The following is an 18,914-nucleotide window of genomic DNA, read 5'->3' on the forward strand; positions in this document are numbered from 1 at the left end:
CTCAGTCCATCGCCGGACCGGACTCGGCCAACGCCCGCGCCATGTCCTCAACATGTACGTGCAAAACAGTCGGATCGGTGCGCACCAATTCCTCGAGCTGCTGGGGTGCCGGGGCCAGCTTGTGCAGGCGCCGGGCGCGTTCGCGCTTGCAGGCGGCCACGACCTTGCGGGCGTAACGCCCGTTGCCGGCCACGTCGAGCAATGTGCCGCTGCCAGAACGCATTGCGCGCAGCCGCGCGGCCTCGTCACGCAACAATGACCACGCCTGCGGACTGACCACCAACCGTTCCCTGGCCGCCATCTGCTGCCCGATCGCCACGATCTCCTCGGGCGCATAACTGGTGAACGTCAAGGTGAAATGAAACCGTGACGCCAGACCGACATTGGCCTTCAGGAACGCCTTCATCTCCTCGGGATAGCCGGCCACGATCACCACGAGTTCGTCGCGGAAGTCCTCCATGTATTTCAGCAGGGTGTTGATCGCATCCAGCCCGAAGGAGTGGCCCTCGGTCTTGGGCACCAGCCGGTAGGCCTCGTCGATGAAAAGCACGCCGCCGCGGGCCTCTTCGCACACCTCCTTCATCCGGGTGGCGGTCTGCGACACGTATCCGACGACGATGTCCTCTTCTGTGACCTCTTTGACGTCGGGGCGCGCGATCTTGCCCAGCCCGAAGAGCACCTCGCCGACCACCCGCGCGAAGGTCGTTTTGGCGGTGCCCGGCGGGCCGAGGAACACCATGTGGTTCTCGTTGGCCGACTCGACGGGCTGACCCTGGGCGGCCATCAGCTGCTCGATCTGAATCTCGGTGCGCCACACCGCGATCTGCTCCTTGGCGGCCTCGAGCCCGACGAGCTCCTCGATGCGGCCCTGCGCCAACGTCAAGACTTCCTGGCGGTGGGAGGCGAGTTCGGCTTCGGCGCGCTGGTCGGGATTGACCTGCGTGGCAGGATCCCATTTGTCGGTGCGGCTGGCGATCGACTCCGGATCGGTCACCACGATGCGGTAGTGCGGATTGTCCAGCGCGTCGCGGGCCTGCTTGATGAGTTGGCCGTCGACGACGGCGGTGCGAAATGCGGCCTGCGCATCGTCCTCTCGGCCCAGCTCACGCAGACACCAGCCTTTCGTCAGCGCGGTGTCGGCGGTGATCAACTGGTTGGGTGTGTCGATCGTCTCGGCAAGCTCCAACGCAGGCGCCAGCGCACCGAGGCTGGCCAGTGCGGCCGCGCGCAAAGCGGTAGTCGCCGCGGCGATCTCGCGGTTGGTATAGGTGGCGGTCCGCGGCGGAGCGACCTCGGTGACGGCGCGCACATCGGTCCAGCGCGCGGTGAGGTGATACAGCGCGGCGAGCACGAACTGGCGCAACTGCGCGGCCTGGGTGTCTTCCACCAGCGCCGCGTCGCTCAGCACCGCCTCGGCCTCGGCGTAGCGGTCCGCGGTGATCAACGCGCTGGCATACGCCAGCGCGATCGTCCCGCGTGACCACGCAACCAACGGAACGTAGAGCGGGGCGGCCACGGTCGCCTGCAGGGCGCCGTCCTCCAGACCGATACGGCGGCTCTCGCGGTACAGGGCGCGAGAGTTCTCATGGGCGCCGGCCAGCGCGGGCAGGCTGTGGTCCCCGCACGCGAGCCGACCCATCCAGGCGTCCGACATCGCCGGATTCTCGGCGGTGATCCGGGCGAACGTGGCCAGCGCCCCTTCGCGGTCGCCGCCCTGGAAGCGGGTGATGGCCGCGTCGAACGCTCGGCGGTGTTCGGTCGGCGAGTTCACGTCTGCGCGGCCCTTTCGCTAGCTGCTGCCGGTGATGGGATCGACGGTAGTCGCCGCCGGGCCGGCCTCGCCCGGTGGTGGCGGCGGCTCCTCGTCGGCGGGGGGTTCCTGCGGCAGTGGAATGTCCTCGCCGACACCGGTGCTCGCCCCCTCGGCGATGGGGTCGACCACGACCGCCTCGCTGTGCCCGACCGCAGCCCCGAACCCCTGCACTCCACCCTCCAGTCCCCCCTCGCCGGGAAACGCCGGGGCCGCCTCACGAGCACCGGTGCCCCCATCCGACTGACCCTCACCTCCCACCGGATCGACACCCGGCGCGCCTTCGCCCGAACCCGCAGCGCCCCAACCCGGTGCGCCTGCAGCGCCGTCGTCGCCACCGGTCCCGGTCGACACGGTGTCGGCGCCGCTGGCAACCGGATCGAAACCGTCCAGCGGTTCGCCCAGCACCTCTTGCGGCGTCTTGTCCGCGATCTCATCGGCCAGCTCCCACGGCGCCTTGCCGCCCGATCCCAGCTTGGTGCGCAGACCGCGGGCACCACCGACGGCGGCTGAGCTCACCCCGCCCACCGCCGCACTCATCGCCAGACCGCCGACGAGCTGGCCTCCGCGCACCAGCAGGCCCGGCCCGGCCGGGCGCCCGGCCAGATCGGCCCGGATATGGCGCAGCAGATACAGCGCCGCCACCGACGCCGCGCCCATCATCACGACGTGGGCGAACGGATTGGCGCCGCCGAGCTCGGCGGGCAGCGGCGCGGCGATGAGACGTTCGATCGCCAGCCCGATCACGCTGACGAACACGATGAACACCGTCACCTCGAGGCCGTGCTTGAAGAACTGCCACACCACCGCCTGGGCGTGGCGCTGCGGCGCGCCGGAGATCGCGCCGGCCAGCAGGCTGGGCACCAGCTTGACGGTGGTGTAGAGCGCGCGCAGCGACGCCATGAACACCGAGGCGCCCGCCGACACCATGAACCACCCGAACAGCAGCGCGGCGGCCACCAGTACCAGCCCGGTCCACACGTTGGTGCCGTCGAGGTGCTGTGCGTAACGTACCGCCGCGCCGTCCCCGCAGCGGGCCATCGCGGTGATCGGCCCGTCGGAGGCTCCGGCGCGCACCGCCGCCGACCAGTGCGCCCCGCAGCCGCCGACGCGGTCGACGACGTGACCGAAGTTGAAGACCTGCAACGGTTCCCGCACCGCGTGAGTGATGAGGCTGGCCGTCAGCGTGTCGACCTGGCCGGTGAACCCGCCGCCGCTGACCGGCCCGTTGTGGGTGGCGGCCTGCGCGGTGGAGAACCCGATGCGCCGGCCGAAGGCCAGCAGCCCGTCGGGCCCGTACATCATCCCGGCCGGATCGGAGAACACCGTCACCGCCAGCGCGGGCATGGTCAGGGCGGTCAGAATCAACGTCGCGCCCCGGCCCGCTTCACCGCGCCGCACGGCCAGTACCCCGAGGAACACCCCGACCGGCACCGCCACCGCGATCAGCCCCCACCGCGTCGTGACATTGATGACCGCGGTGGTGATCGCCCTGGCGACCTCCCCGATCACGGTCAGCCAATACGTCGAGATCGTCACCCGCATCACCCACAGCGCCAACGTGATGACCCCGACGAAAAAGCCCGCCTCGGCGGTCAGCATGCTGGCCGCGGCCACGCTGGTCAACAGGACGTCCCAGCCGTGCACCATCCACGCACCCCACGTCGCAGGATCCCACGCCGATCCCTGCGGCCCGCCGGCGATGAGCTGATCGCGCACCGAGGCCAGCGACAGGTAGTAGTCGCCGACGGGCACCCCGTAGCTATCGTGCAGACCCGTCCAGTTGAGCACCACGGCGTTGGTGGACGCGCCGGCCGACGGCGCCGTGCACACCGCCATCGCCGAAAGCACCTGCAGTGCAACGAAAACCCACACGTTGCATCGGACGCGGGGGTGCCGCGCCAGCCAGTACGCCGCGCGCACCGTCACGGTGTGGTCCCCGTGCGCATCCGCCTGCGGTACGGGTTGGTGTCGTAGAGCTGCGCCAATTCCGGTGTCGGGGCAGAGAACAGCCGGATTTTGCCCCACCCGCCGAACTCGTCGAGCATCCACGCCTCCCCTTCGCGGCCCGGAATCACCCGGCCGTGGCGGTGATCGATGGTGTCGTCGCCGTAGGCCATGACCTGGGCGGGGCTGGTGTTGGTGACGTAGTCGGCCAGCAGCTTGGGGTGGCGCTCCAGATCGCGGCCACACCAGCGCAAAGTGTCCTCGGCGATCGTGGATTCCTTGAACCCCAAGCAGATTCGTTGCTCGATGAAGTGGTCCTCCAGCACACCGAAGTCGTGGCGCGGCGCCTGGCTGATCCCGACGAACTGTGTCCACGCCTTGCGGCCCTGGCGGATCAGGGTGTTGGCGCAGCGCTGCCCGCCCGGGGAATGCGTCCACGCCGCGCACTCCTCCACCACGAAGACATCGGGTGCGGTGTCGCGGGAGAAGAACATCGACTGCGCCAACTCGGCGGCCATCCCGTACAGCGCCTGGGCGGCGCGCTGGCTCGGGGTGCTCTGGTGGTGCAGATGGGCCTGGTATTCCTCGGTGACCGTCGGCAGCTTCAGCCCGCCGAAGTTCCAGATGACCAGCTGCCGTGACAGATCCGGCGGCGGGGCGGTGTCGTCGAACATCGGCGCCAGTAGCCGTTCGGCGCGCAACCCTTCCAGGGCCACCAGCAGGTCGTCGTCGACGCCGACGCGGTCGGCGCGTGTGCGGTCGCGCAGCAAGGTGATCAGTCCGTTGGTGGTGCCGATTCCGTTGGCGTGCCGCGACTCTGGGGCCAGCAGCCCCTTCAGCCGCGCGGCCTGCGGGCTGACCGGGGAAAAGCCCATCTGCGGCAACAGATGGTCGACCGTGCGTTCGGCGGCTTGCGCGAACGGGAAGATGCGCAGCCCGTCGAGGGTGAACCGCGGCCGTCTGGCGTCGATGACGATCTTGCGTTCGTCGTCGAACATGTTCAGCGCGTGTTCGTGCTCGCGCGCCTCGGTCGGGTCGATGAGATGCACCCCCGCACCCATCCGCAGCCACGACAGGATCAAGTTCTTCGCGCACTGGCTCTTGCCGCGTCCCGGCGAGCCGCCGATCACCAGGTTGCCCGGATTGTCACGGGCGGGCGCGTTGAGCAGATCCAGCAGCACGACCTCGCGCAGGCCCGGGCTGGTGATCGTCTCGCCCAGCGGCACACCGGTGTTGTTGCCCAGCCCGGTGGCCAGCAGCGGAACGAACTTCCCGAACGCCGCTGTGGTCGTCGGACTGCGGATCTCATGCAGCGCCGCAGAGCTTTCCGTGCCGGGGTTGAATGCGCGCCACCACGTCTGCTGGCTGCCGCGGCGCCGCCGCAGATCCAAACCCTGCCTGCGGTAGCGCCGGATCACCTCGCTGATCGCGGTGTCGACGGTCTGCGGATCTGGCGCCGCCGCGGCCACCAGCACGGCGGCGTTCACCCCGCGCTCGGCGCCGCGTTTGAGCGCGGAGGCAAGTTGCTTGCCGGACGCCAGCTTTCGGACCAGCTCGTCGTCGCTGTGGGCGTGGCGGCCGATCTGTCGGGCCTGGTCTTTGATGTTGAGGATCACGTTGTGCGCGGTCGCCACCGCCACGTCGGCGGAGTCGAAGGTCACGTGGATCGTCCAGTCCACGGTGGCGCTCGGTGTGCTCAGGTCATCGAGCACCTTGAACAGCGTCGACTGCGGCCAGCGCACGCCGGTGTCGGGAAACGACTCGATGCCCAGAAACGCTTGATACGAGTCGGGGATGCCGTCGTCGGGATCGCGGTAGGTGCGCAGGAAAACCTCGGCGTCGCTGCGCGCGGCACGCCAGCGCCGGCCCTGGGCGCCCGCGCCGGAGGGGTCCGTCCACACCGGGGTGAACGCCGAGGCCGGCAGCCGCGCGTCGGGGTCATAGGGTGTGGTCGGCAGCGGCTGGCGCCAGACGTGGCGACTGGCGGTGTAGTTCCAGTGCCACCAGATCTGTTCGGCGCTGGCCGGTTTGGCGAACAGCGGCGGCGGCAGCGCGCCAACCATGCCCGCCGCGAGCTCGCGGTACCGGTGCAGCGACTCGGCGCTGTCCTTGTCCCGCCCAACGACCGAGGTCAGCCGCCGCTGCCAGGTTCCGGTCGCGGTGGCCCCGCTCAGGCCGTAGTCCAGGGGCAGGCTCAGCCAGTAGATGCGGCGGCGTGATCCCCTGCGGCCCAGCGCTGATTCCCACGTCCGGCAGTGCGCGACCCAGTCGCGGGTATGCGCGGGAAGCGCTGCGCCGGCGGCGACCCGCGCGGGGTGCAGGTCGGGGTGGGCGAACAGCATCCGCCGGGCGATGTTGCGGGTGGACACGTCGGTGGTCAGCCCGCTGAGCATGGCGCCCGACGGCAGGGCCCGCAGCAGCTCGGCATGCACATCGGCGACCCGGTCTTGGGCGTCTTTGGCCATGAAGATGAACGGCAGACCCGATAACAGGTAGTCGGCGTACACACCGGTATCGGTGAACCGCAGGTTGCCGACCGCGGCGCGCGGGCAGTCATACCGGGCCGAACTCATCGGCGGGCAGCGTCATTCGTCGGATGCGAGCACAACACCCGGGGCCGAAGATCGGCGAGAAACCACGCCACACGGGTGCGGATCGACGGCCGCGAGGCGGGCAACTTCGACAGCAGCCACACCGCGGCAGCGGTGACGGCAACACCCACGACGAGGATCAGCAGCGCACGCCCACTGTCGAGGTTGAGCGTGACCGCGGCACCGGTGACGATGAAGCCGATCAGCGCCGCGCACGCGTCTGGCAGGCGCCAGCGCTCCTTGAACGGCAGCCGGAACCCGTCGCCGGCGTCGCCAAGATAGATCGGCAGATCACGTTGGTCGGACCAGACTTTGGCCGGTGACTCGTCGACCATCACTGTCCCCAGGGGTTGGGAACGTTGACGTGGTTGGTCACGCCGTGGCTCTGGAACTCGTGGGTGATCAGCGCGGCGATGCCCGCGGAAAGGAAGATGGTGACCGACAGCCCGATGACGAGGAACTGGTGGGTCATCCCGGCGCCGGCACCTTCTTTCGACGTCTTGCTCAGGGTGGTCATGGTGCCGGCCACCAGCGCGACCGCGGCGAGCAGGCCTTCGATCATGTACGCGATCGACGTGCCCGAGGTGAACAACCCGTCAGCCAAATATCCCATCCAGTAACACCTTTCAGCTGTGCGGAGCGCCCACCGGTGTGGCGGCGATCTCGTCGCTGGTCTGTGGGATCAAGTCTATGTCGGCGATCATCCAGGTCCCGCCGCTATTTTCGACGGTCAGCGGGAAGCTGAAGTTCAACACCGCGAACTGCGACGTTTGCGCAGACACGATGGCGCGCACATGGATTCGGGTCCCCGCGGGGGCGTTGTCGGGGATCGCGACCGCGGTTGCGGCGGTGGTGAGCACCGCGCTGTGGTAGCCGCCGACCGGTTTGATCCAGGAGTCGGCCATCACGTAGCGGTCCAGCCCGCTGGTGGCGGTCAGGTAGGTGGTGAGGAACCCGCTGACCACCGCATAGACCGGGCTAGCGGGATCCAGCGGATGGGTGTAACCGATCTTCACATCGGCACCGGGGCCGGGGTCGCTGATGGGTGTCGGCATGTCCATGGCGCGCGGCTGATAGTTCCAGATCGCCACGGGCACACGGTAAAACGCGCGTGTCGCCTCCGCGGAGGCGTAGGGCCGCTGCTGCACCTCGATGGTGACGGCGTATTCGCCGACATCCCCGGTCGAGCCGGCCGGGACAACCGACCACACCTTGGGTGTGGTGATGACGGCCGCGGGCAGCGATCCGGTGGGCGCCGCCTGCGTGGGCGCCGCCGAGTCAGGCAGGGTGACGTAACGTTGCAGGGCAGCGCTTTTCGAGCTCGGCGTCGTCAGCACCGCCCACACGAAATCCGCGGCGAACTCGCCGGCGGCGGCACGCTGGTTGGCGACCCTGGTGGCGATCGCGGCCACGTCGGCGTCGTCGGGGTGCGGGGCGTTGAGAAACACCTTGGCCGCCGCGCACGCGCCGAGCACCGCGCACACCACCAGAGCGACCACTCCGGCGGTGCGGGCGCGGCGCCGGCCGGTGTCCAGACGGTGGCGCCACGTCGCCGACATGGCCCGTTCAGTTGGGCGCATGACCCAGGAACTGCAGTTGGCTCATCGCGAACGTCGCATCCACCGGATCGGTGAACGCCGCGGCGTCACTGGAGGTTTCGGTCGTAACAGGGGTCTCGGTCGCGCTCTCGCCGTCGGTTGCCATCGGTAGCGGGGCGGCCGGGGGGCGGCCGGTGTGCAGGACGAGCACGTCGACATGCGACGCCAGCACCCGGGTGGGCAGGGTGGCGGTCACCGGGCCGTGCACGCTGTTGGTGTCGACGAAGAACGGATCGGTGGCCAGCTGGTTGCCGTTGAAGAAGTTGAACTGCAGCCGCGTCACCACCCGGTGCGCCAGCCACTGGTCCTTGCCGCCGACGGTTTTGGCGACCCAGCCGGGTGTGACCGATATGGAGGTGAGCATGTAGCTGCACGCGGACTCGGGCCGGGACTGCTCGCAGGTGAAGCGCACATGCAGCACCTGGCCGTCCAGGAAGCTTTCCTGGCTGCCTCGGGCGCACACCCACGCCGAGTCGGTGCTGGTGTCGGTGAGCGCTTGCGGCGAGGTCGAACCGGGCCCGCAGCCGGCTGTGGCCGCGGTGAACGGCACTGCGGCCTCCGCCAGTGGCGCCGATTGTGCGCTGGTTGTGGGGTCAGCCGAAAACCCCGGCGGCACAGCGATTCCCCGGTGTTGCGGGCTGGGCTCAGGGTCGGGGCCGCCGCCGAACACGGCGAATGCGACGATCATCACCACCGCCACCACGACAACTCCCGCGCACAGCCACAGCCCGACGCGTTTGGCGCCGGCGTCGGCGTCCACGGGCGCGGCGGCGGGTTCGACGTCGAGTTCGACGGGCGGCTCGCTGGGCGGTGACTCGTCGTTGCCGTCCGGCAGTTCGTCGTCACCGGCATGGCCAACGGGTCTCGCGTGCACCGGAAGCGGCGTTTCGGTGAACAGTTGATTCACCCACTCCTGGGCCTCGGGCGTGGCGAGCGTGTGCTCACTCACGGCGGGTGCCGTTCTCGTCGAGGACGTCGATGTCGATGACTGGCGGCCGCGGGGCCTCGATCGGCACCATCTGCACCGGCACCAGGATCCATCCGGGCGGTGGCGCCAGCGCCTCGGGACGCACCGGTGTCGGCGGTGTGCGGCGGTTCCGCTCGAGTAGTCGCAGCACCAGCACCGCGACCAACGCGACGGCGAGGTAGGGCAGCGCCGCCACGAGCGCTTCGGCCACGGCGATCAGCGCTACAGCGAAAGCGATCGTGCCCATGACCAGAAACGCGAAGACGATCCTCATGCCCGCAACCTAACCCTGCGGTCTGACACCGCGACCGCACCGAATCGCATTGATACACAAGACGTATGCGTCATGGCAGCGTCCTCTCCCCCGGCTTGTTGAGCGGCGAGGCGGCGATGACGCCGGGGCCGGTGAGGTCGTAACCCCCGAGAACGGCGGCGGCGTCCGCAGCTGTCAGTGCGCGCTTGGCCGGAGTCAGGGGCCACCACTGTTCGGAGCCGGCAACGGCCAACCAGCCGTTGGCGATCCCATAGATGCCTGCGACCACCGGCACGGTAGCCACCTGCAGGCACAGCCACGGCAACACGGCGATCTGGCCCAATGTGCCTGCGGGGTCGTAGCACAACGCGTAGAGCAGCAGCCCGACCAGGCCCAGCGCAGCACCGACCCACAGCATCGCGGCAATCGGAAAGGCGCGCAGCGTCTGGGGAATCAACCGCACGATCGCCTGGTAGACCACGAAGCCGGCTGGCCAACCGATCGGAGCGACAACCGCGGAAAGCAGGACGGCGCAGAGTTCCAGCTGTGCGCCAGGAGATTTCGACGCGCGCAGCCACAGCGGAGCGATCAGGGTGTCGTCGTGCGGGTCGGGTACCGCTGAGGTGCGGATCCGCTGGCGCTTGCGGACGACGCGACCCAACTGCTCGGCGCGACGCCGCTGAATGGTCGACCAGCCCTGGTGATAGGCGATCCATTCGCGGCGCACCTCGTCGAACCGGTCAGGGGCCAGCTGCATGCATCGAGCCTAAGGGCCGTCAAACATGCGCCAGGGCGCTATTTTTGCGCCGCAACTACCGTCGCCAATGCGGGATTCAGAGTTCCTGGTGGCTCCAATTGCGCAACTGCTCGGCGATTTCGTCAAGCTCACGTAGCGAGCCGTCGGCCACGGCGATCACGAGGTCAAAGCGGTCATCTTCCGGTGCGCTGATCCACTGATCGTTGAGAGCCAGGAATGTCCGGCATGCCGTCCAGGCCAGCCGTTTGTTGCCGTCGACCAAGGCGTGGTTGCGCGCGAGGGAGTGCAGCAGCGCGGCGGCCTTCAGATGCACATCGGAGTAGGCGTCCTGACCCAACACCGTCGCGCGCGGCCGCGCCAGAGCGGACTCAAGCAAGCCGTAATCCCTGACCTCGAGACCCTCACCGATGGCCGACAGTGCGACGAGCAAGAGGTCGTCGAGCTCGAGATAAACGGTCACGCGTCCTTGAGACGCTCGAGAACTCCAGCCTCCTCGCGCACCACACGCTGAAGTACGTCGGCGACCTTGGCCTTGTGTGTGCGCCGGGAAATGTACTCGTCGATGGCCGACAGGGCGACGGCCTGCATCGACCGACCCTCGGCGGCAGCTTGGCGGCGTAGCGCTTCTGTCTGCTCATCACTGGTGCGCAGCGTCATGCCCATAGGAGAATGATATCAAAGTGATACCATTCCCGGCCTGATGACGCGCTCCCCGCACGTCGTCGCTAGCGTCATCACCCATAGCGGTGCATCGGCATAGTCGCGTCCAATCCAAGCTGATCGACCGTACGTACTAGGCCGACGCAGCACGTTTGGGTTCAGCAGACAGGCGGCATGAGCAACGGTGAACAGGGTGATCGCGCTCGACGAAGGACGATTGCAGGCCCGGACGCAGTATCGAGGACGTCCTCGGAGAATGCGCCGAAGTGGCCTTCTTCCTATCGGACTTACGAGTCCGTGCTCACCCGAGCGATCTCGCTCGCCATGTCAGAAGCGCATCAAGCGTGACGCGTTCATGCTTAGACGTTCGGCGACGGAGTTTCTGTCGTCATTGCGCTTCTCGACACGATCGCTTCCAAACAGCCTCTTCGGCATGCGCCTACCAGACACGTTATGTACGCGAACCGGGCTGCACCATCGTTGGGGCCGCGCTGATGGATTTGCTGCCGTCAATCATGCGGCGGTTTTAGGGTGAGGTCGTGGTCGCGACGCTGTGTGGCCGGGTATGTGTTTCGAAACTACGGAGCCGGTTCGTCGGGGGGAGCAGCAGTTGACTAAGACGCCCATCACGCAGGGGCACTCGCCGTTTCGAGACGGACCCGCGGGCTGGACCCTATATGTATCGCGTAATCCGTCAGTTCGCCGTCTGGTCGTCTTCGTTCACGGGTTCAACGGCAAACCGGTCAAAACCTGGCTTAATTTTCCGGATGGCAGTAGATACAAGGGTTGGTGGCAGGAATCAGACCTCTTGTTCTTCGGATACAACTCGGTACGGGAAGGCATCGGTAACACCGCTAATCGCTTGCGTTCCCAAATCCCATATTTCTATCCAACGCCATACAGGCGCGCTCTGGTGGTCAACGGGAAGAACGTTCGAGAAGACGTCGATAGCGACTATGAGGAGCTAATCCTCGTCGGTCATTCGCAAGGCGGTGTGGTGGTACGCCGCGCACAGCTGGACGCAGCACAGGAATGGGACAGCTCGGGGCAAGCCGCGGATACCGTTCCGGTGTTGATGAGCAGACCAGCGAAACTGTTCAGTCCGGCCCTGTTTGGGTTCTTACCCTCTGGAAAGCTCGGCGCCGTAAAGGCCGCCGGCGGCCTTTGGCACTACGCAGAAATCATCCTCCACTCTTCGATCAGTTTTAATGAACTGCAGCCAGGGTCCCGGATCCTCGACGAAACCAGAAAACGGACGGAAGCACTGGCCCCGCTGGACGGCTTTGAAGCCTTGAGGGCCCATATTGCCTTCGCTGAGCGCGAGGAAATCGTGGTTATCGAGCGATATGATACGGATCCGCCCTATGAGACCATCGAAAACACCAATCATATGTCGGTCTGTAAGCCTGTGGCCGGGGCATTCGAGCGCCCTTGGGACTTCGTTCAGCAACGCGAAAGCGCCAGGACGGTAAAATGATGGATATACCCGGGTACCACACCGAAGTGCTTAAGGTCACCGAGATTGCGCCGGTCCTCGCTGAACTGTCCGATTACGCCGGAGAGGCCCTCGAACTTGCGGCAGCGTGGGTCTCTAGCAGTCTTGGACAGTTGAGACAGTCGGCACCGACCGCCACACAGCCGCTGCCAACCATCGAATCATCGCGAGCGGCCATCGCGTTATTGAAGCTCGCCGACGAACTGCGCTGGTATGCGGTCGGGGGGCGTTTCGGATATTACGATCTCGCCCGAGAACTCGAGATGCTCTCTGGCAATGGCGAATTCACCGCCAGCGGATGGATGGGTATTCTGATAAGTGACGTTCGCGAATTGCGACTGCAGGATGCGGTGTCCGACGCCGGCGAATTCCAGAACGCTCTTGCCGCGCTGCGCGACGACCTTACGCCGTCGACATATGAGTCGATTCGGTTGGTAATCTGCGCTCCGGACATGGAGTGGCAGCGGCGCCTCTTGCAGCTCGAATCGATCCTGGAGCGCGTGGCATCCAGCATCTTCGACTTCCCCAATACCGTTGGGAATGGGCAGGATGAAGCACTAGACAACTCATGGGGGTTGACGGGCAGTACTTGGATTGACGAGGAAAGCAACAGCGAGGCGGCAGATGCTGTGGAGAAACGTCTGAAGTCCATTCCGATGGAGCTGGCGTTCCTTGCGCTCGCTCAGTCATCTAGAAGTCGTGCTGCATCGCTGAAGAGCGCACGCGACCGGTTCGCTCACCGCGTAGACGATGTGTTGAAGCTGCAGAAGCTCGATGACTTCGACACGGAGTGGATAGCGCTTGAAGCAGGGCAACTCGATTTTCGCTCTATCCCGTCACCGCAAACTGACCTCTATGAGGCCGAGTCACTCGACCCCGCCTTCCATGTGTCGATTTCATTGAGGTCAGGTCTCTGGGTCGTACGAATCAATTCCGCTGGAGCACATGGGCACTTACATCTCCGGGTGCAATTCGAAAGCGGTTATGTCGCTGAGGCACGAGGCCGGCTGGATCGAGATGACCAACTGAAGTTCCAGATCTCGACGCCGAATGCAGGCCGGCCTCGAGCGATCGGGGTCACACTGAGCGATCAGTGAAGTACCAGCAGTCAGACTTCGTCGGGGGCTCGGCGATACCGAACTTCGCATAGATCGACGCGACGGCCTGCGTGCTGAGGGCTGTCACTTGAGCTTGGCCAGTGTCGTTCCAGCCCTGCCATTGGTCACGCAGAATCGTCGAAACCACCTCCATCTGCCGAGTGTCCCAACCGGTAAGTGCCCGCGCTAATCGCGCAGTGCAGCTAGAAGTCCCCAGCAATGCGACCAGGATATGTTCGGGCTCGATAACGCGGTCGTGATTTTGTGTAACGATGTTCTGCACTGTGGCGATCAATTGCTCGACGTCTGTGTCGATACCAACCGACTGGGTCGGTATTCCGGATCGCGGCATCCCACGCGCTGAAGCAAGCGTTACCAGGCCGACGGTGATGGTGGTGGCCATGAGTATAAGGCGACGCCATTTTTTAGCTTCGTCGTACCATCCGTATCGCATCGCCTGCACCCACAGGTCCCACATCGCGACGGTTCGGCTGCCGCGTTTTGCGGCAACCGTTGCCGCATTGTCGATGAACTCTACGAAACCTGTTGCTACATAGGCCGATCTCGGCTTGTGGGCGATCAGTTGGCCATCCCCGGCGAACACACCCATCAGTGTATGCCCGGCCCAACGAGCCGGCGCACCGCGGCGACGGCCGTTGCGCCAATGGCCTAATTCTGTTAATTGCACACGGCGGAGCGCGCAATCCAATGGTTCCGATTCGATCGCCCGTATCAGCGATATCTCGAGTTCGGACGTGTCCACGATCGGGAATACAGTCATAACGCTTCTCGTGCTGCCGGCCCATAACATGCTGGGGCCCAACGTTGTCCATTCCCCGTTCACCACGTTTTGCAGGTCGGCCGATCCGCAACCGAATAGGAGTGCTTGCGTGGGAAGTACCGCGCCCTCGGCAAGAATCTGTTCGGCCCTGAGGTACCCGTCGACATCCGCGGCCGAGCTGACATGACCCACCAAGAAGCCTGCGCCGCTATGACCATCGACCGTGCCGACGTGGCCAACATAGACGAAGGTCGACTCGGTATCGACACTCCGCAGCGCGTCGAGCAGCAGCGCTGCGTCTGGTCTGTCACGTGCCGTCAGCACACGGGCGGTCGACGGAAGGACGATCAAGATCTTCTCCGCATTATCGAGATCGCCGGTCGGGTTCACCACTGCACATGCGACAGGTAGGGGTACATCGGATCTGATGCCGCGAGTGGTGACCTTGCTCAGCAATGCGACCGGCGGAGCGACGGCAATTCGTGCACGCTCACACAATCTGGTTTCACCACCTGGATGGTCCACGATGACGCTCGCCCAAGGGATCACGCCATATTTGGGAGCGGGCGCGATCGCCAACGACACGTCGTCATTGGGACTCGTCAACGCATCACGTAGTTCGACGGGCAGAAGGTCAGCCAGTCGGCGCGCAAGCTGTCGTTCCCGCAGCCGAGGTCCAAACAGAAGAGGACTGTCAAGCATCCGGTCCACGTATGCTTCATCGGTCTCGTCGCTGCTGCGCAGAGGCAGTGCGCGGTGAAGTTCTTCGAGAAGTTCTTCTTCGCCGGAAGAGGAGCGGACGCCACCGACAACTGGCTTCCCTGGGCGCACCAGGGCCCAGTACATGTGATTTCCAGCATCCCACGTGCTCCACCACCAAGTGCCTGGCCCCAGCACGCGGGAAGCGGCATCTTCTAGTTCGTATGTCTGCGGTCGTGCCGCCCAGCGTTGCCAAAGGCTGCACTCTAGTCGGGAACTCCCGTTAACCCTCACATACGGCGCGGCTTCGCCGCGGCCATTGGTGTCTGTAACCACGGGATCTTGTTGCAGTCGGGCTGATTCGATGAGCTCTGCGAGCGTCTGCCAGTCCATGCCATCCGCCGCGTCTCGCATGGCCTTGGTCAACACATTCGAAAATGTGGCCCACCAGAACTCCCGGTCCTCGCGATCAAACAATTCATGGCGCGCCTGGTTCAACGCGGTCAGCGCATTCACCCGACAGTCCAACGCGGTGCTCCGAAATTCTGGTAGGCCGGCGAGCCGATCAGCGACGCTGTCGAACGCCATCGCGCCCTCGACAGGCTGACCGAACGAAAAGAGATATCCGCATGTAGTAGTCGCCCTGTTCACGCACTCAGTGAGGGAAACACCAGCGCGAAACATTGGGTTGACGAGTTCGTGTTTGAACATCTCCACCATGCATCGCATGCCTTCCAGGTCGAGCGGCCTGCGGTGATCCGCCAAGTCGAAGTCACCGCTCTGGCCGCTGAGCATCAGCGACTTACCCCCGAGTCGGTAGGTTCTGGTCAGCAGGAACACATAGCTGGCATAGTGATCTGCTAACGGGGGATTTAGTGCTTCGCAGGATTGTGCAGCCAAGCGAAAGAGCCGAAGCGTGCGAAACAAGTGGTCAGGACCGATGCGTTCAGGTACAGCCCGGCTGATCGCACCTGGCAGCGCCATCGTTGCGCCCCTTCGGATTTCGTCTTTGATTCCTAGCAACAGCCACTCCGGCTGCAGACGCGCGGATCGATAACCGTTGTTTGCTCGATAGGCAGCCAGTCGTTGTTCGGCTTCATGCACTCGTCCCAACTGCATCGCCGCGGCGCACTGGATGAATGCTTGGAACTCGCGACGCCCTTGAAAATTGTGTGCCAACCGCCGCGCTTCACCGGGTCTGGCGATCTCGATCAGGCACCATGCCCGTAGAAAGTCGAGTGGGTCTCGGCGCCGGTGAGGCATGGTGGCCAACAAATCGAATGCTGCTTGAGGACGTTCTCGGCCGACAAGCCGACGTGCACGAATCGCGAGCAGCAGGGTTCGGGGCGTATAACGCAAGAAGGAGTCCCAAGGGACTGGTACGGGCTTGGACGGCACACGGTGGTGCAGGGCTGTCAGGGCAAGCGCGAGCCCAGCGGGGGCCAGCACCGCTATGGCGAGGTCGACGCGCCATCCAAAGATCAGGAACGCCACAATCATGGTGAGGGTTGTCAGCATCGTGAGCCGGCGAGCAGCGAACATCACCGCGAAGACGATGACTGGCCACGCGGGCGTGAGCGGTATTACCACCGTGCCCAAGGGCACGAGGACATACAAGGGGACGATAAAGTCGACCCATCGGAAGCGCACACCATAGCGGTCGTAATACTGTGCCGATCGAGCGATGACGGCTTTGTCCGGTCCGTGCCGCGAAATCGCGGGCCCGAAAGCCCTTATGGCCTTGGCCTGCAGGTCTTCGCCGAAATAGTCGACGAAACCCAGGAGGAAGAATGCGGTGGCCATCAATTGGGCCTGGGGCCAGAGGTCAAGGAGGGTCGCGAGGACTGAAAGCACTGGGAGAATTGGCCAAGGGCTCGGAATGGCTAGCCGAGGTATTGTGTCGACACCGGTGAATTGCCATTGCCGCCGCGTGTCGGTGGTGGCCATCGGCGCCAGAAAGGCAAACACCCACGCGTACCAGGGACCGAAACGCCACGCCATATAACTAAGCAGTGCTGCGAGCGCCACACGACCGACCACGTCGGTCCGCACCGCGATCTTGTCCGCTAGTAATCCGAATCGTTCGAATCCGCGGTCTATCTCATGATGGGTTACCGGGCCTTGACGTTCCGCTTGCTCCAAGCGGAGTAGGTGCTGATTCATGATTTGCTCACGGTTCTGGAGGACACCGAGGCCAAATTCCGAGCTGACCAAGTCGACGATCTCGTCCTTCCGGGCAGATCGCGACGACGCGACCAAGGCGACCGCAATATCCGGTACTCCTATGTGGTCGCCGCCATACAGCAGCGCAACTGTTTCGGCGATTTCCAGTACATGGCCGAGGTCGTACGGGCTTGCGTGGCTGCTGGCCCATCGCAGTGACTCCAACTCGTAGGATTCCAGGGCGAGTTGGACGCGAGACCATTGTTCGCTCGCCACGATCTCCAACGCCGCGAGGAGCCGATCGCGCTCGCGTCGCCTGACCGACTGACGATCGACGACGTTGAGCAGGGTATGTGATTGTTCCGACAGGGGAAGAGTATTCGGCAACGTGACCGTATCGCTCATGCGATGAATATATGGCTGCTGCGGCTTCCCGCGATGTCGAACACCGCAGACTCGGCCGGTGATTGCCGGAGCGGACCGAGAATGCTGGCGCGGCCGAAGCTTAGGGCTCGATGATGGACGCGCACCTCGTTGCCGCACCCCGCTGCGTGGACGGCGCCTCCTAACAAGCACCACGGGCGGGAGGTTTCAGGCGCTAACCGCTCCAACGCCAAATCTGCTGAATCGCTTATGTCTGAACGAACCAGGCCACGATCCAGGACGGTCGTCAATCGTGGGGGCACGCCGCCCGCTGCCGCCGCCAGGCCTCCCGCACCTCGTCGAGATACACCACGAATTCATCGAAGTCGATCAGCTCGACCATCTGTCCTGGCTGTCCACGGGGAATCAGCCGGGCCTCTGAAGTGTTGCGGGGCAACAGTTCTGCGGTCTCCAGCGCGTTGCCGAACTGGCGGCCGGTGGTTTTGTCGTCGCCGTTGGCGGCATAGGACTGGTGGCTGCGGGTGGTCTTACCGGCCCACAGCGCCGCGGACTCCATCACGTCGCGTTCATGCGACCCGTACATCACCAGCGAGGCCGGCGTGATGTCGCGGATGGCCTTGCCCTGCAGCGGTCCGTAGACGGCGTCGAGTTGCGAACCGGCTTGCGCGGCAAAGCAGATCGAGCAGCCAAGGCCGCGGGACTCGGCCAGATACTGGGGCAGTCGCGGGATCGGCGTGTTGGTGATCTCATCGAGAAACAGTCCGATGCGGGTGAACTCCTCCCACTGCGCGACCTTGGTGCGCTGCCGGTTGATCACTGCATCCATCAACACGATTGCCTGTGCAGCGACCGTGCCGTCGGCCGGCGTCAACAGATACAGCGTGGCTGCTGGGTCGTCGAAGAACGACAAGTCCAGTGGAGGGAGGGGTCTGTCACGGCGTGCAGTCAGCAGCCAGGCGGTGAGCACCTTGGTCACGGTCATTTTCACCGAGTCCCGTTGCTTGGGTTCCATGTCCAGCACCGAGCGCACCCGCGCCTGTAACAGATGGTCTTGGCTCCACGCGGCGGCCTGCGCCCATCCGGGTGCTGTGCTGATTTGATACCCGCCGGCCCCGGCAGGACTGTCGACATTTTCCGACGCCTCCAAAGTCCACTCCATGCCCAGCCCGGTCGCCTGCGGGCTGGCCGCATACAGCAGACATGTCAACGGTGCCAGCGCCAGCTGGTCCCATGGCCCCGTGTCGCTGCCGGTGCGAAATGCCGTGCCCGACAACGCGACCGCCGAGGTGGACAGCAGGCTCTGAGCGGCGGCACTGGCATCGTCGAGTGTCGTGATCAACGCAGTCGGGTCAAAGCGATGCGCGACAAAGTCTTTCGGATAGTAGGGTGCGCTGATCGGCCGCAGATCCAGCAGGGCAGCCTGCCCCGGCCGCCGCGAGGCCACCATCTGCATCAGGTCGTCCTTGCTCGAGGACACCAGCGCCGGACCCGGCCACAACACGGCCGCCTGCGACAACCACTTGCGGGTCTTCCCGGTGCCAGGCGGCGCGTAGCCGCCGACATGCGGCGCCGACTCCAGCGGCACGCGGCGCCCCGCGTCATCGCGGGTCCAGCCGGCGAACGCGGTGACCGGCGCCCGATACCGTTCGGCCAGAGCGTCATTCGCAGCCATGACTCAACCGTAATGGCTTCTCGACTACGTGACCGACGCT

Annotated in this window: 15 protein-coding genes; 2 read left to right on the forward strand and 13 right to left on the reverse strand. The window is 65.2% G+C overall.

Annotation, left to right across the window (positions count from 1 at the left end):
- Nucleotide 1: 1 nt before the first annotated feature.
- The 11 genes from GGC64_RS35420 to GGC64_RS31230 all read right to left on the reverse strand — a co-directional run bounded on the left by GGC64_RS35420 (nucleotide 2) and on the right by GGC64_RS31230 (nucleotide 10,586).
- Nucleotides 2–1,771 (reverse strand): AAA family ATPase, encoded by a 1,770-nt coding sequence (locus tag GGC64_RS35420; protein WP_192726422.1) that lies wholly within the window; start codon nucleotides 1,769–1,771, stop codon nucleotides 2–4.
- An 18-nt stretch (nucleotides 1,772–1,789) separates the two neighbouring features.
- Nucleotides 1,790–3,739 carry a hypothetical protein gene (locus GGC64_RS31185; protein ID WP_192726423.1) on the reverse strand — a complete coding sequence of 650 codons (1,950 nt, stop codon included), beginning with the start codon at nucleotides 3,737–3,739 and terminating at the stop codon, nucleotides 1,790–1,792.
- Nucleotides 3,736–6,330 (reverse strand): ATP-binding protein, encoded by a 2,595-nt coding sequence (locus GGC64_RS31190; protein WP_192726424.1) that lies wholly within the window; start codon nucleotides 6,328–6,330, stop codon nucleotides 3,736–3,738. Before GGC64_RS31190 ends, GGC64_RS31185 begins: the two co-directional genes overlap by 4 nt.
- Nucleotides 6,327–6,683 (reverse strand): hypothetical protein, encoded by a 357-nt coding sequence (locus GGC64_RS31195; protein ID WP_192726425.1) that lies wholly within the window; start codon nucleotides 6,681–6,683, stop codon nucleotides 6,327–6,329. Before GGC64_RS31195 ends, GGC64_RS31190 begins: the two co-directional genes overlap by 4 nt.
- A complete protein-coding gene (locus GGC64_RS31200; RefSeq protein ID WP_192726426.1) occupies nucleotides 6,683–6,961 on the reverse strand; it encodes a hypothetical protein in 279 nt (92 codons plus the stop codon). The genes GGC64_RS31195 and GGC64_RS31200 overlap by 1 nt, the downstream gene beginning before the upstream one ends.
- Before the next feature lie 13 nt (nucleotides 6,962–6,974).
- Entirely contained in the window at nucleotides 6,975–7,928 is a 954-nt protein-coding gene (locus tag GGC64_RS31205; protein ID WP_225952658.1) for a conjugal transfer protein, read from the reverse strand.
- Nucleotides 7,915–8,895, reverse strand: a complete 981-nt coding sequence (locus GGC64_RS31210) for a hypothetical protein (RefSeq protein WP_192726427.1) — start codon at nucleotides 8,893–8,895, stop codon at nucleotides 7,915–7,917. The genes GGC64_RS31205 and GGC64_RS31210 overlap by 14 nt, the downstream gene beginning before the upstream one ends.
- A complete protein-coding gene (locus tag GGC64_RS31215; protein ID WP_192726428.1) occupies nucleotides 8,888–9,187 on the reverse strand; it encodes a hypothetical protein in 300 nt (99 codons plus the stop codon). Before GGC64_RS31215 ends, GGC64_RS31210 begins: the two co-directional genes overlap by 8 nt.
- Nucleotides 9,188–9,257: 70 nt before the next feature.
- Nucleotides 9,258–9,923, reverse strand: coding sequence for a hypothetical protein (locus tag GGC64_RS31220; RefSeq protein ID WP_192726429.1), 666 nt, complete (start codon nucleotides 9,921–9,923; stop codon nucleotides 9,258–9,260).
- Nucleotides 9,924–9,999: 76 nt separating this feature from the next.
- Nucleotides 10,000–10,383 (reverse strand): type II toxin-antitoxin system death-on-curing family toxin, encoded by a 384-nt coding sequence (locus GGC64_RS31225; RefSeq protein ID WP_192726430.1) that lies wholly within the window; start codon nucleotides 10,381–10,383, stop codon nucleotides 10,000–10,002.
- Entirely contained in the window at nucleotides 10,380–10,586 is a 207-nt protein-coding gene (locus GGC64_RS31230) for a CopG family transcriptional regulator (RefSeq protein ID WP_192726431.1), read from the reverse strand. Before GGC64_RS31230 ends, GGC64_RS31225 begins: the two co-directional genes overlap by 4 nt.
- Before the next feature lie 607 nt (nucleotides 10,587–11,193).
- On the opposite strand from GGC64_RS31230, the gene GGC64_RS31235 reads away from it, so the two are divergent.
- The gene (locus GGC64_RS31235) at nucleotides 11,194–12,060 is read left to right on the forward strand and encodes a triacylglycerol lipase (protein ID WP_192726432.1); all 867 of its coding nucleotides are present in this window, start codon (nucleotides 11,194–11,196) and stop codon (nucleotides 12,058–12,060) included.
- A gap of 26 nt (nucleotides 12,061–12,086) precedes the next feature.
- Nucleotides 12,087–13,175 carry a hypothetical protein gene (locus tag GGC64_RS31240; RefSeq protein WP_192726433.1) on the forward strand — a complete coding sequence of 363 codons (1,089 nt, stop codon included), beginning with the start codon at nucleotides 12,087–12,089 and terminating at the stop codon, nucleotides 13,173–13,175.
- Here the strand turns inward: GGC64_RS31240 and GGC64_RS31245 are convergent.
- Both GGC64_RS31245 and GGC64_RS31250 read right to left on the reverse strand, forming a co-directional pair.
- A complete protein-coding gene (locus tag GGC64_RS31245) occupies nucleotides 13,156–17,223 on the reverse strand; it encodes a hypothetical protein (RefSeq protein WP_192726434.1) in 4,068 nt (1,355 codons plus the stop codon). The two genes, GGC64_RS31240 and GGC64_RS31245, sit on opposite strands and share 20 nt — an antisense overlap.
- A 265-nt stretch (nucleotides 17,224–17,488) precedes the next feature.
- Nucleotides 17,489–18,874 carry a type IV secretory system conjugative DNA transfer family protein gene (locus tag GGC64_RS31250; RefSeq protein WP_192726435.1) on the reverse strand — a complete coding sequence of 462 codons (1,386 nt, stop codon included), beginning with the start codon at nucleotides 18,872–18,874 and terminating at the stop codon, nucleotides 17,489–17,491.
- Between the last annotated feature and the right edge of the window lie 40 nt (nucleotides 18,875–18,914).

Source organism: Mycobacterium sp. OAS707 (assembly GCF_014873705.1).
Classification (GTDB): Bacteria; Actinomycetota; Actinomycetes; order Mycobacteriales; family Mycobacteriaceae; genus Mycobacterium.

What these genes read in the sequence shown, in the direction of transcription:
- GGC64_RS31190 (WP_192726424.1), bottom strand. Translation starts at nt 6,330, where the DNA reads ATGAGTTCGGCCCGGTATGACTGCCCGCGCGCCGCGGTCGGCAACCTG.
- GGC64_RS31195 (WP_192726425.1), bottom strand. Translation starts at nt 6,683, where the DNA reads ATGGTCGACGAGTCACCGGCCAAAGTCTGGTCCGACCAACGTGATCTG.
- GGC64_RS31200 (WP_192726426.1), bottom strand. Translation starts at nt 6,961, where the DNA reads ATGGGATATTTGGCTGACGGGTTGTTCACCTCGGGCACGTCGATCGCG.
- GGC64_RS31205 (WP_225952658.1), bottom strand. Translation starts at nt 7,928, where the DNA reads ATGCGCCCAACTGAACGGGCCATGTCGGCGACGTGGCGCCACCGTCTG.
- GGC64_RS31215 (WP_192726428.1), bottom strand. Translation starts at nt 9,187, where the DNA reads ATGAGGATCGTCTTCGCGTTTCTGGTCATGGGCACGATCGCTTTCGCT.
- GGC64_RS31220 (WP_192726429.1), bottom strand. Translation starts at nt 9,923, where the DNA reads ATGCAGCTGGCCCCTGACCGGTTCGACGAGGTGCGCCGCGAATGGATC.
- GGC64_RS31230 (WP_192726431.1), bottom strand. Translation starts at nt 10,586, where the DNA reads ATGGGCATGACGCTGCGCACCAGTGATGAGCAGACAGAAGCGCTACGC.
- GGC64_RS31245 (WP_192726434.1), bottom strand. Translation starts at nt 17,223, where the DNA reads ATGAGCGATACGGTCACGTTGCCGAATACTCTTCCCCTGTCGGAACAA.
- GGC64_RS31250 (WP_192726435.1), bottom strand. Translation starts at nt 18,874, where the DNA reads ATGGCTGCGAATGACGCTCTGGCCGAACGGTATCGGGCGCCGGTCACC.